Origin of the sequence: Bradyrhizobium ganzhouense (assembly GCF_049949285.1) — a bacterium.
Classification (GTDB): domain Bacteria; phylum Pseudomonadota; class Alphaproteobacteria; order Rhizobiales; family Xanthobacteraceae; genus Bradyrhizobium; species Bradyrhizobium ganzhouense.
The window spans coordinates 2,941,166-2,953,490 of the sequence record NZ_CP181318.1 but is presented as its reverse complement, the minus strand read 5'-3'; the positions used below and the strand labels follow the sequence as shown (position 1 = coordinate 2,953,490).

The following is a 12,325-nucleotide window of genomic DNA, read 5'->3' as shown; positions in this document are numbered from 1 at the left end:
CCTCCTCAGGCCTTGATCGGGGCGACGTCGATCCAGCGCCGCTCCTTCCAGCTCTTCAGCGCACATTCGGCGAGCTGCACGCCCTTGACGCCTTCGAGCAGCGTGAACTTGTAGGGGGCATCCTCGTAGACGTGACGGATGAACATCTCCCACTGCTCCTTGAAGCCGTTGTCGTAGGTGACGTTATCAGGCAGCTTCTGCCAGTCGCCGTAGAAATCGTGCAGCCGCTTCTCGTCGGGATTCCACACCGGCCTCGGGGTCGCCTGCCGCGCCTGGATCATGCAGTCGGTGAGACCCGCGACCGCCGAGCCGTGCGTGCCGTCGACCTGGAAGGTGACGAGGTCGTCGCGATAGACGCGCGTGACCCAAGACATATTGATGTGGGCGATGACGCCGCCCTCGAGCTGGAAGGTCGCGTAAGCCGAGTCGTCCGCGGTCGCCTTGTACTTCTTGCCCTGCTCGTCAAACCGCTCGGGGATGTCGGTATTGCCGATGCAGACCACGCTCTGGACATTGCCGAAGAGGTTGTCGAGCACGTAGCGCCAGTGGCAGACCATATCGAGGATGATGCCGCCGCCGTCCTCGTCGCGATAATTCCAGGACGGCCGCTGCGCCTCCTGCCAGCCGCCTTCGAACACCCAATAGCCGAACTCGCCGCGCACTGAGAGAATGCGGCCAAAGAAGCCGGAGTCGCGCAGGAAGGCGATCTTCTTCAGGCCGGGCAGAAACAGCTTGTCCTGCACCGTGCCGTGCTTGACGCCCTTGGAATTGGCAAGCTTGACGACCTCGAGCGCCTCTTCAAAGTTCGTCGCGATCGGCTTCTCGCAATAGACGTGCTTGCCTGCATTGATGGCCTGGGTCAGAAGGCCCGGCCGCGCCTGCGTGGTCGCGGCGTCGAAGAACATCGTGTCGTTCTTGTCGGCGAGCGCCGCATCGAGGTCGGTGGTCCAGCGCGTGATGTTGAAGCGCTTGGCAAGCGCCTCAACCTTCTCGGAGCTGCGACCGACCAGGATCGGATCAGGCATGACGCGGTCGCCGTTCTTCAGCCTGACGCCGCCCTGGTCGCGGATCGCGACGATCGAGCGAATCAGATGCTGGTTGAGCCCCATGCGGCCGGTGATGCCGTTCATGATGAGGCCGAGGCGTTGGGTGGTCATGCCGATTACTCCTGAAGTGATTTTGGCTGTTCGAGCGGGCGGAGCGCCGACCAGTCCGGATGGACCGGCGTCGCAAAGCCCGTTGCGTTGAGCGATCCCGTCAGGAGATCGCCGTTGTGAATGGAGAGCCGGATGCCCTGCCCGGCATCGGCGTAGAGATCGGGATGCGCGGCCGCGAAGGCCTGCGCTTCTGCGGCCGGCGTCTCGCCAAAGCCGTCGACATAGTGGTGGCCGTTCCGCTCGGCATGGGTGACGCCGATGAAAGCACCCAGCGCGAGATCCTGCTGCACGGCAAGGCCGGCCTGGCAGGTGAGGTCCTCACCAGTGACGAAGAATTTCTCGCCGCCCGCGCTCCACTTCGCCGCGCGCGCCGCGTTGACGATGGACTTGTAGAGCCCCTTGCAGGATTTCGAGGAGATGCCGTGATAGCCGAGCGCCCGCGCGGTGGGGAACGCGTCATAGGAATCGTCGGCCTCGTCGATGATGAAGCCCCGCGCGGCAAGTGAGCCGAGCGGCGATTGCCGCGTGATATCGCGCGGCATCGGCTGCTCGATATAGAGCAGGCGCGACGCGATCGGCCACAGTGCGGCCTCGCGATCGAACCGATCGACCAGCTCCTGCAGCGCCGCCAAATTGGCATACTGCTCGTTGGCATCGAGCGTCACCTTGTAGTCGCGCCCAAGCGTGTCGAGTTCCTTGCCGATGCGCATCAGACGCGCCGCATCGGCCGCGGGATCGCCAGACAGCTTCAGCTTGAAGTAATTTGCACCGGCGCTCTCGTGTGCATCGGCGACACCGCCCCCGCCTTCGACCGTATCGTCGAGGCCAACGGTATGCCTGATCGCCACGCGCGGCAGCGGCTTGCGCCCGCCGAGAAACGTCGTGAGGTCCGTTTCCTTCAGGTCGGGCGAGAGCCGCGCATCGATGCCGGCGATGTTGCCGGCCATCCCGTCGAAGAAATTGGTTTCCACCGCGCGCAAGAGTGCATCGAGGACTGCCTTGTCGATCTCCGCCGGGCCATAGGCCGCAGCAAGCGCCGGAATGTCCTTTTTGGCGCAGGTCACAACCTGCGCGCCGATGCACGAGGCATGCAGATCGAACGCCGTCTGGAATCCGGTCCGCGCCAGATAAAGCCCGCGTGCGATCTCCAGGGAACGGCGCAGGCCGTCCACCGTCTGCGCCGGCGAAAGCACTGGCCGCTTGTCGAACCACTTTGGCACCAGCAGCTCGGCGCTGGCGCCGACCGCGGTGCCCCTGCCCTCGACCTCGATCTCGACCCGCACGAACAGCTGCGGCGTCGCATTGATGGTGATCGCGCCAAAGCGGAACGGCCGCGCGAAAGGCACGGGACGTTCGAAGAAGGCGATGTCTCGCAGCTTCAGGCGCGGCGCCATGGTTTCAGTCCAGTGTACCCTGCGAGAAGAAATGCTTGCGGATGCGTTGCACGAGCTCGGTGAAGACCGGATCGGCCATGACGTCGAGGGAGCGCGGGCGCGGCAGCGGCACGTCGTAGATCGCGGCAACCGCACCGGGCCGCTCGGTCATCACCAGCACGCGGTCGGCGAGGAACACGGCCTCCGGAATCGAATGCGTGATCAGGAGCACCGTCTTCCTGGTCTCGCGCTGGATCCGCATCAGCTCGACATTCATGCGCTCGCGCGTCAGCGCATCAAGCGCGCCGAACGGCTCGTCCATCAGCATGATCTTGGGATCGTGCACCAGGGCGCGGCAGATCGAAGCGCGCTGCTGCATGCCGCCCGAGAGCTGCCAGGGCAGCTTCTTCTCGAACCCCTCGAGCCCGACCAGCTTCAAGAGCGCCTTGGCGCGCACGAGATATTCGTCCCGCGGCAGCCGTTTCATGTCGATCGGCAGCATCACGTTGGAGAGGATGTTGCGCCAGGGCAGCAGCAGCGCGCTCTGGAAGACGATGCCGACATTGCCGTGCGGCTTCGTCACCTTCTCGCCCTCGACCAGAACCTCGCCTGATGTCGGTGGCAGCAACCCTGAGATCAGCTTGAGCAGCGTGGACTTGCCGCAGCCGCTAGGGCCGACCACGACGAAGAACTCGCCGTCATTGATGTGGAAGTCGAGCGGCCGCAGCGACGGTACATCGCCGTCGCGCGTCCGGTAGGTCTTCGACACGCCGGACAGTGTTATGCCCGACGCATCGCCGGCGGCCCGGTCGCTCACCAGTCTCAGATGCGCGGCCGGTTGCACGGTTTCACTCACGATCGTCGCTGGTTTCACGTTCCGCTCTTCGGCAGGTAGTCGTTGGTGTAGAAGGCCTTCGGGTTCTCCTTGGCCTTGGCATCGAGGCCGCCATATTCGACCATCAGGTTGACCGAGTCCGTCATGTTCTGGTCGGTGACCTGGAACGGCCGCTTGCTCTTGGTCTCGGCGGTCCGGTAGAGCGGAATGGTCAGCTCAAAGCCCTGCGTCAGCGTGTCGATCTTGCCGCCCTTCGGGTTGGCATCGAGGATCGACTGCGCGGCAGCCTTCGGCTCCTTCTCCGCGGCTTCGACCGCCTTGGTCGTCGCGGACATGAAGCGGCGGACGAGGTCGGCATTGGCCTTCACATAGTCGGAGTTGGCGATGATTCCCGAAGAGACCATGTTGATGCCGTAGTCGGCGAACTTGATCGGATAGACGTCCTTGCCGGTGGCGTCCTTGATTTTCATCGACTGGTCCATGACGTAGCCGAGCAGCAGATCAGCCTGGCCGTTGATGACGGCGTTGAGCTTGGTCTGGCCATCACCGGCAACGGTGGTGAAGTCGCTTTCCTTCAGGCCGGTCTTCTTCAGGAACAGCGGCCAGATCTGCGTCATGGAATCGGCCGGCGTGATCGCCACCGTCTTGCCCTTGATGTCCTCCGGCTTCTTGATGTTCTTGTCGACGAAGCCCATGGCCGACATCGGGCTGGTCTGCAGCAGAACGCCGGTCGCGATCACAGGCGCGCCCTTGATCGCGGCACGCATCATGGTGGGAACGTCGACATAGCCGAAGTCGGCGGTCTTGGCGGCGACGGCCTGGGTGGTCGCAGCCGAGCCGCGGCCTTCCTGGATCTCGAGGTCGATGCCCTCGGCGGCATAAATGCCCTTGGCCTTGCCGTAATAGAACGGCGCATGCTCGCCGTAGACGTACCAGTTCAGCATCAGCACGACCTTGTCGGCCGCCTGCGCCGGCGCAACTGCAAACGCCATCAGCGCCGCCGCAACAGCCCCAATCCACCGCTTCATTGCTATTCTCCCTGTCGTTGTTGCTTCGGCCGTTGGTGGCCGTTCGTTGCTAGTTAAGTGGCGAAAATCACGTCTTCGCGCTGGCTGACATGCCAGGGAATGACCAGTTTCTCGATCCGGTCGACGATCCAGAACAGGATCACGCCGAGCAGCGCGAGGATAACGAGGGCCGCGAACATCGTCGGCAGGTCGAAGGTGCCGATCGAGCGCTGCATCACATAGCCGATGCCGGAATTGGAGCCGACGAACTCGCCGACGACCGCGCCGACGACGGCGAGCGTCACCGAGACCTTAAGGCCCGAGAAGATCGCCGGCAGCGCATGCGGCAGGTTCACCGCGCAAAATACCTGAAAGCGGCTGCCCTGCATGGCGCGGGCGAGATCGACCATGTCAGGATCGACCGACTTGAAGCCCTGCACCGCCGAGACCACGACGGGGAAGAAGCCGAGCAGGAACGCTGAGATCACTTTCGGCACAATACCAAAGCCGAACCAGACCACGAACAGCGGCGCGATCGCGATCTTCGGCACGGATTGGGAGAACACCAGCAGCGGATAGACGTAGCTCTCCACCGTCTTCGAGCCCGCGATCAGCATGGCCACGGGAATGCCGAACAGCGCGGACAGCAGGAAGCCACAGACGGTCGCATAGGTCGTCGGCCAGCACTGGCGTAGCAATTCCGGCCAGTCGGAGCGCAGCACCGCGACGACGTCAGCCGGCGACGGGATCTGATAGGCGGGAATCCTGAACAGCCGGATCGCGAGATCCCAGGCCACGACGATGAAAACCAGGAACAAGAACGGCCTGATCCAGGCCGCATTCAGCATCTTGGACATCGCACCTTGCGGCTTCAATTCAGCCACGTCTCACTCCCGGCATTCTTTTCGTTCGAGGGAGAAATTAACTCGTTGGATAAATACTGTCTAGGGGTTTTCCTGCGACGTTTTGCGCGGGGGGTTCCGGGGAATTTGGCATCATTGAGAGCGATGTTTGCGCCAAACCCCGATGTCGTCCCGGCGAAGGCCGGGACCCATAACCACAGGGAGACGATTGGCCAAGGATGGTCGTTCGGGATCAGCACCGCGCACAAATTGATAGATCACGCGGTATGGGTCCCGGCCCCCCGTGCGCAATTGCGCACTAGGCCGGGACGACGATGACCTACACCGTCTGCGCCACCGTGGCGCGCGACTTCGGCGGTTTGACGATCTCCAGCAATTCCGCCGACCGCCCGGTCAGCGCGGCAAGCACCAGACCCGTCATATGCGCGAGCCGCTCGTCCTTGGCGTCTTTCGCAAGCAGATCGCGGCCGAAGATCACGCTCAGCGTCGCCGAGTTCGAGAGATAGAAGAAGCTCAGTGCCGCGATCGAGATGTAGAGCTGCACCGGATCGACCGCGACCTGGAAATAGCCGGACTCGACGCCGCGCAGCACCACGGTGCGGATCATCTCGACGAAGGGCGAGTGCATCGACTTGACTTTGGTCGAGCGCTTGAGGTGCTTTGCACGGGCGAGGTTCTCGGTCTGGAGCAGCGACAGGAACTCGGGGTTGCGCAGGAAGTAACCCCAGGTGAACTCGATCAGCCGCTTGATCGCCTCGGGCGGATCGAGATGCTCGAGATCGAGCCCCCGCTCCTCGCTGCGGATCTTGTCATAGGCGCCTTCGAGCACCGCGAGGTAGAGGTCGTCCTTGTTGCCGACGTGGTAGTACAGCATGCGCTTGTTGGCGCCGGCCTTGGCCGCAATGCGGTCGACGCGCGCGCCGGCGAGCCCGTGAGCGGAAAACTCCTGCTTGGCAGCTTCGAGAATGCGCAGCCGCATCCCCTCGGGATCGCGCTGCCATTTCAGAGTTCGCTTTGCCGCTGCCTTCGCCAAACCGGGTGCCCGCTGGATGCTTCGGTATGCGTGTAACACGCCCCCGCTGTCATTGCGAGGAGCGAAGCGACGAAGCAATCCAGACTGCTACCGCGGCGGATTCTGGATTGCTTCGCTGCGCTCGCAATGACGAGAAGAGAGAACGGCGGCCTCACTCCACCGGCTTCGGTGAGCGCTCCAGCAGCACCGTCTGGATCCCGCAGGTGCCGTTGCGCACGGTCATGATCCGCGTGCCCGGCTTGCGGCCGTTGCGGACTTCGGTGACGTCGAGGCCGGCGGCGAGCAGGCGGGCGCGGGTGGCGTCGATGTCGGCGACGCGCCAGCTCAGGCCCCAGAGCCGGTCATGCAGAGAATCCCCGCCCGCCACGGGTCGGCGCACCACTTCGACGATGAGATCGCCGCAGCGGAAGAACATCAGCTGGCCCCAATCGTGATGGGAGCGGTCGAGCGCGAGGTCGAGCCCGAGTCGCGCGCCGTAGAGCGCGGCGGCGCGATCGGAATCCTCGGTGGTGATCACGACGTGGTCGAGCCCGTCGATCGGTGCGATGTCGGTCGCAACCGACTTCGGACGCTCCTCGGCCAACTCGAGGAAGAACATGCGCACGCCGCGCGTCAGCTCGGTCGCGGCCCGCGTGCGCTTCCAGTGCAGGGCTGCACCGCTCGCATCGTCGCTGCTCTCGACCTCGGCGACGGGATCGGGCTTCAGCGCCACCCGGTCCAGCCGCCGGTGCATCTTGCCCATGTCTGCGACACGAAAGCACAGGCTGGCGAGCACACCCTCCTGGTCGTCGAGCAGCGCGCGCATCCGGTCAGCGGTCGCGGTGAAGCCGCTCGGCGCCATCAATTCGATGGTCATGTTGTCGAGGGTGAACAGCACGCGATCGGCGCCCTCGCCGGAATTCTGCCAGGCCGGCGCGCGCCCCAGCAGCGTCTGATAGGCCGCCTTGGCCGCACCGATATCCTTGACCAGCGCGACGATGTGATCGAGGCCGGTGATCATATTCCCCCCTTTTTATGGACCTGGAACAACCGGCCGAAATACGGCATTTGTCCGGGCTTGGCATTGCCCTGTCATGGTCGTATTCCGGCCCCATGCCGACCTCAAGCGCTTCGGGGCGGTTTTGCGAATAATTTCAGCGTCCCCGAAGCGGAACCGGTGTTAGAGTAAGCCCGCCGGCCGGGACCACCAAGCGCATCACGGACAAGCAATGCAGGCTCTCTTCATCGGACAGACCTATATCGACGTCGTCTTCATCACCGACCACATGCCGACCGGCGACGAAAAGCACGTGGCAACCGACTACGCGGTTTCTTTCGGCGGCAACGCGGTCACGGCGGCGTTCTGCTGCGCCAAGCTCGGCATCGTGCCGGATCTGATCGCCACCGCAGCCAATGACTGGCTGGGACGCATGTTCCAGGACATGTGCGCGAAATACGCGATCTCGCTGCACGGGCGGAAGGTGAACCAGTCCTCGCTCTCCTTCATCATGCCGAAGGACGGCAAGCGCGCCATCGTCCGCTGCCGCGACGACGAGCACATCCACCCTTTTCCGATGCTCAATCTCGGCGGCTGCCGCGCGCTGCATATCGACGGCCACCAGCCCGATGCGGCGATTCATTATGCAAAGGTCTGCCGCGAGGCCGGCATTCTGACTTCGCTCGACGGCGGCGGCCTGCGCACCAACACGCATGAACTGCTGGAATACATCGACGTCGCCATCGTCGCCGAGCGCCTCTGCGAGCAGATGGATCTCACGCCGGAAAAGATGCTCGACTACCTCAAAGGCCGCGGCTGCAAGATCGGCGGCATCACCATGGGTGAGAAGGGCCTGCTCTGGTACAACGAGACCGGCGCGGTCGAGACCATGCCGGCGATGCCGATCCCGCGCGAGCGCGTGATCGACACCAATGGCGCCGGCGACGTCTTCCACGGCGCCTATGTCTATTCCTACCTCGCGCACCCCGGCAAAAGCTGGCGCGAGCATTTTGACTTTGCCCGCGCCGCGTCGACCTTCAAGATCCAGCGCCTCGGCAACGAGGCCGGCCTGCCGACCCTTGTGGACATCGCCAAAGTCAGGCACGAGTTCGAAGTCAGGGTCTAGGGAATAAAGGCATATCATGGGGCGTGTCTTCGTCGCCGGCAGCATCAACATGGATGTGGTGGCGACCGCCGATCGCCATCCCAAGGTCGGTGAGACCGTCGCCGGCAGGCAGGTGCTGTATTTTCCGGGCGGCAAGGGTGCGAACCAGGCCGTGGCCGCGTCACGGCTCGGGGCGAAGACCACGCTGATCGGGCGGCTGGGCACGGATTCGTTCGGGGCTGAGCTCAGGACGTTCCTTAACGCGCAGGGCATCGATCCCGGCTCGATCAAGGAGACGCCCGAAACGCACACCGGCACCGCGATCATCACGGTCGCGGCCTCCGACAACACCATCGTCGTCATTCCCGGCAGCAATGCACTGGTTAGCGCCGATGACGTCGCGGATGTGCCGCTGGCGAAGGGCGATGTCGCCGTCAGCCAGTTCGAGATCCCGCTGCCGACCATCGCCGCGTTCTTCCAGCGCGCGCACGCGGCGGGCGCCACCACATTGCTGAATCCTGCCCCCGCGCAGAAGATGTCGCCCGAGCTGCTCGCGCTGGTCGATATCCTGGTGCTGAACGAGACCGAGCTTGGTTTCCTTGCAGGCACCGAGCTCACCGACGACGACGAGACCGCAAAGATCATCGCGGTGGCGCGAAAACTTCAGGCGCGCGCGGACCAGACCATCTGCATCACGCTCGGGAAACGCGGCGTCCTCGCGCTGGCTGCCAGCGAAGAGTTCGCGGTGCCGGGGCGCGTGGTGAAGGCGATCGACACCACCGGCGCCGGCGATTGTTTCGTCGGCGCACTCGCATCGCAGCTCGCCGATGGCGTGCCTCTGCGCGCCGCCCTGGCCTTCGCCAACGCAGCCGCCTCGATCAGCGTGCAGCGCATGGGGGCAGGTCCCTCGATGCCGACAGCCGCGGAAGTAGCGGCCGTGCTCAGCGCCGGCTGATGCCGTTCTTACCTCGCCCCGCTTGCGGGGAGAGGTCGGATTGCCCCCGGCGATGCGAAGCATCGTCCGGCGCAATCCGGGTGAGGGGGTACAGGTCTCACAATCATCTCATCTGCGGAGAGAGGCCCCTCACCCCGACCCTCTCCCCGTAAGAACGGGGAGAGGGAGAAGAAGATCAAGCCAGCGCGCTCTTCAGGTCAAAGCTGTCGTCCGCGGCCTGTTCCGGTGTGATGGAGCGATCCATGGCCTGCAAGCGGCGGCCGAACATGTGATCGCCGGCGCGGTTGATGGACTCGATGCCGAGCAGTCTGTTGCCGTGATAGCAGAACGCGGAGAACGCCTTTTTGGCGGGATCGCCGCGCAGCACGACGCGGTCGTATCCGGTGGTCAGGCCCGCGATCTGGAGCTTGTCGTCGCCCTGGTCGCTCCAGAACCAGGGATGGCCATCATAGGGCTTCTTGTCCCCGGTCAGCCGCGCCGCGAGGCAGCGGGCGTGGTCGGTGGCGTTCTGCACCGATTCCAGCCGCAGCGAGCCGCCAAAGCGCGGGCTTGCGAACAGCGCGCAATCGCCGATCGCCGAAATGTTCGGGTCAGCCGTCGCAAGATATTCATCGACGATGATGCCAGCGGCGACCGGCAAGCCCGCCTCGGCGGCAAGCTCGATGTTCGGCAGCACGCCGACGCCGACCACGACGAGGTCGGCGGGCAGATGCCGTCCGTCGCTGAGACTGACGCCGGTGACCTTGCCGTTCTCGGCCTCGATGGACGTCGCTTGCACACCGAGATGAATGCGGATGCCGGCCTCGCGATGTCGCGCCTGAAAATACTCCGAGACCTCCGCCGTCACCGCGCGCGCCATCACGCGCGGCGCGAGCTCGAGCACGTCAACCTCCAGGCCCTTGATCCGCGCGGTAGCCGCGAATTCGAGGCCGATGAAACCGGCACCGATCACGACGACCCGGGTCTTCGACGGGATGATCTTTCGCAGCGCCTCGCTCTCGTCGAGGATGCGCAAGTATTTCACGTCGGGCAGATTGGCGTTGGGCAGATCGAGTAGCCGGTTGCGTGCGCCCGTTGCCAGCACGAGATGGCCGTAAGGCAGCGTCTCGCCCGACGCCAGCAGCACCTTGCGCCCCGCGCGGTCGATCGACACGGCGCGGCCCGCGATCAGCTCGATGGCCTGGTCGTGGTAAAATTTCTCCGGCCGGAACATCAGGCTCTCCGGCCCGGCGGAACCCTTGATGTAGGCCTTGGACAAAGGCGGCCGCTGATACGGCAGATGCGCCTCGTCATTGATCAGGCAGATGCGATCCGAAAAACCCGCCTGGCGCAGGGACGCCGCGACCTGGTAGCCGCCATGGCCGGCACCGACAATGATCACCGGACCATCCGTCATTGGAACAGCTCAACTTTCAGGACACAGGTATACCCCACGTCGTCCCCTCTCTTGCTGATTTGGCTTGTCAGCCTCGTCGATTGAGGAGCCGGCGCTCGTGTCCGTCCCTAAACGATGGCGGCGCTATTTGAGCCTATCGTTCCGGCTTTCGCAAGAGCGGCCTGCGGGGCACTGGCGGCCGGGGATTGTCACCCCTCGCCTTCTGCGATTTAGTTGCAGCAACGACCTCATGCCGGGGATTTTCCGATGCCAGCACCCATCTCCCAGCCCGACGATCCCGCCCTGCTGCAGATCGACGGCCCGATCGCCACCATCACGCTCAACCGCCCCGCCGCGTTCAACTCGATCAACCTTGCGATTGCGCAAAAGCTCGAGCAGCTCGCGGCCACTATCGAGGGCGATGACGCCATCAGGGTCGTGGTGATCGAGGGCGAAGGCCGGGCGTTCTCGGCCGGCGGCGATTTGCAGACGATTGGCGCTGCGGCTGAAGCCAACACGGTGACGCCGGTGGTCGGCCAACTGCTCAAGCACTATCATGCCTTCATCGAGATCATCAGGCGCATGCCAAAGATCTCGCTATCGAGCGTGCACGGCTCGGCCGCCGGCGCCGGCATGGGCCTCGCCTTCGTAACCGATCTCTGCATCGCCGCCGAGGATGCGAAATTCACGCCGGCCTATGCCAAGATCGGCGTCTCGCCGGATGGCGGCTCGACGGTCGGGATCGTCGGCACGGTCGGCTCGCGCCGCGCGCTGCAGATCTTTCTGGCGGAGGACAATTTTACGGCGCAGCAGGCCTATGAATGGGGTCTCGTCGCCAAGACCGTACCGGCGACCGAGCTGAAGGCAGCGACGCGTCAGCTGGCCGAACGGCTGGCGCAGAACCCGACAGCCGCGATCGCCGGCACCAAGTCGCTGGTCTATGCCGCGGCCACCACGCCCGTAAAACAACAGCTCGATGCCGAGGAGCACAAGATCATCATGGCGATGAACACGGAGGAGTTTCGTGTTGCCGTCAAGAAGTTCACGAGCAAGAGCAAGTGAGCGCCCTCGCGCCATCGCGCTCGTTCTGCGGCCTGCGCCATGGCGCGACCGACTGGAACCGGCAGGGACTTTTCCAGGGCCGGACCGACAATGCGCTGAACGAGGATGGGCTGCGGCAAGCGTACGAGGCCGCGGACATCTTGCGCGGCGCCGGCATCAGCCGCATCGTCGCGAGCCCGCTGGTGCGCGCGGCGAAAACGGCCGAGATCATCGCGGACGCGATTGCGGTGCCGCTCACGATCGACGCCGGCATCATCGAGTTCGATTTCGGTAGCTTTGAGGGCCTCCCCGTCCGCGACCTCATGATCAAGCACGGCGTCAATTCCGCGACGGGCCTCGTCTCGATCCTGCCCGCCGACGGCGAGAACTGGGACGCCATGACTGAACGCTCACTGCGCTGCGTGTCCGGCTGGCTCGACCGTTACCCCGGCGACCATCTGCTGTTCGTCTGCCATGACGCGGTGATGCAGGGCATGGCGAAATCGCTCTCCGGCAGCTACTTCAAGAACAGCCACGGCACGCCGTTTCGCTACATCCGCGACGGAGCCGGCTGGCGCATCGAGCAGATCGTCGTTTGAGAAGAT

12 protein-coding genes are annotated in these 12,325 nt (G+C 64.3%); 4 read left to right on the top strand and 8 right to left on the bottom strand.

Going from position 1 to position 12,325, the window contains the following annotated elements; all coding sequences use genetic code 11:
* Positions 1-5 precede the first annotated feature (5 nt).
* The 7 genes from ACLFLU_RS13530 to ACLFLU_RS13500 all read right to left on the bottom strand — a co-directional run bounded on the left by ACLFLU_RS13530 (position 6) and on the right by ACLFLU_RS13500 (position 7,268).
* A complete protein-coding gene (locus ACLFLU_RS13530) occupies positions 6-1,157 on the bottom strand; it encodes a Gfo/Idh/MocA family protein (protein WP_426412672.1) in 1,152 nt (383 codons plus the stop codon).
* A 5-nt stretch (positions 1,158-1,162) separates the two neighbouring features.
* Positions 1,163-2,551 (bottom strand): hypothetical protein, encoded by a 1,389-nt coding sequence (locus tag ACLFLU_RS13525; protein ID WP_426412671.1) that lies wholly within the window; start codon positions 2,549-2,551, stop codon positions 1,163-1,165.
* 4 nt (positions 2,552-2,555) lie between these two features.
* On the bottom strand, positions 2,556-3,404 hold the full coding sequence (locus ACLFLU_RS13520; RefSeq protein WP_426412670.1) for an ABC transporter ATP-binding protein: 849 nt from the start codon (positions 3,402-3,404) through the stop codon (positions 2,556-2,558).
* The gene (locus ACLFLU_RS13515) at positions 3,401-4,393 is read right to left on the bottom strand and encodes an ABC transporter substrate-binding protein (RefSeq protein ID WP_426412669.1); all 993 of its coding nucleotides are present in this window, start codon (positions 4,391-4,393) and stop codon (positions 3,401-3,403) included. Before ACLFLU_RS13515 ends, ACLFLU_RS13520 begins: the two co-directional genes overlap by 4 nt.
* Before the next feature lie 53 nt (positions 4,394-4,446).
* Positions 4,447-5,256 carry an ABC transporter permease gene (locus ACLFLU_RS13510; protein WP_426412668.1) on the bottom strand — a complete coding sequence of 270 codons (810 nt, stop codon included), beginning with the start codon at positions 5,254-5,256 and terminating at the stop codon, positions 4,447-4,449.
* 298 nt (positions 5,257-5,554) lie between these two features.
* Complete coding sequence (locus ACLFLU_RS13505) at positions 5,555-6,214, bottom strand: TetR family transcriptional regulator (protein ID WP_426413984.1); 660 nt, start codon at positions 6,212-6,214, stop codon at positions 5,555-5,557.
* Between the two features lie 205 nt (positions 6,215-6,419).
* Positions 6,420-7,268: a VOC family protein gene (locus ACLFLU_RS13500; RefSeq protein ID WP_426412667.1), complete on the bottom strand. Its 849-nt coding sequence runs from the start codon at positions 7,266-7,268 to the stop codon at positions 6,420-6,422.
* A 208-nt stretch (positions 7,269-7,476) separates the two neighbouring features.
* Here ACLFLU_RS13500 and ACLFLU_RS13495 point away from each other — a divergent pair, with 208 nt between their 5' ends.
* Both ACLFLU_RS13495 and rbsK read left to right on the top strand, forming a co-directional pair.
* The gene (locus tag ACLFLU_RS13495) at positions 7,477-8,370 is read left to right on the top strand and encodes a sugar kinase (RefSeq protein ID WP_426412666.1); all 894 of its coding nucleotides are present in this window, start codon (positions 7,477-7,479) and stop codon (positions 8,368-8,370) included.
* Between the two features lie 16 nt (positions 8,371-8,386).
* Complete coding sequence (gene rbsK / locus ACLFLU_RS13490; RefSeq protein WP_426412665.1) at positions 8,387-9,304, top strand: ribokinase; 918 nt, start codon at positions 8,387-8,389, stop codon at positions 9,302-9,304.
* 175 nt (positions 9,305-9,479) lie between these two features.
* Here the strand turns inward: rbsK and ACLFLU_RS13485 are convergent, their stop codons facing one another.
* Positions 9,480-10,700, bottom strand: coding sequence for an NAD(P)/FAD-dependent oxidoreductase (locus ACLFLU_RS13485; protein WP_426412664.1), 1,221 nt, complete (start codon positions 10,698-10,700; stop codon positions 9,480-9,482).
* Positions 10,701-10,946: 246 nt separating this feature from the next.
* Between ACLFLU_RS13485 and ACLFLU_RS13480 the strand changes: the two genes are divergently transcribed.
* Together ACLFLU_RS13480 and ACLFLU_RS13475 are read left to right on the top strand one after the other, a co-directional pair.
* On the top strand, positions 10,947-11,741 hold the full coding sequence (locus ACLFLU_RS13480) for an enoyl-CoA hydratase/isomerase family protein (protein ID WP_426412663.1): 795 nt from the start codon (positions 10,947-10,949) through the stop codon (positions 11,739-11,741).
* Positions 11,738-12,319, top strand: a complete 582-nt coding sequence (locus ACLFLU_RS13475; protein ID WP_426412662.1) for a histidine phosphatase family protein — start codon at positions 11,738-11,740, stop codon at positions 12,317-12,319. Before ACLFLU_RS13480 ends, ACLFLU_RS13475 begins: the two co-directional genes overlap by 4 nt.
* Positions 12,320-12,325 lie beyond the last annotated feature (6 nt).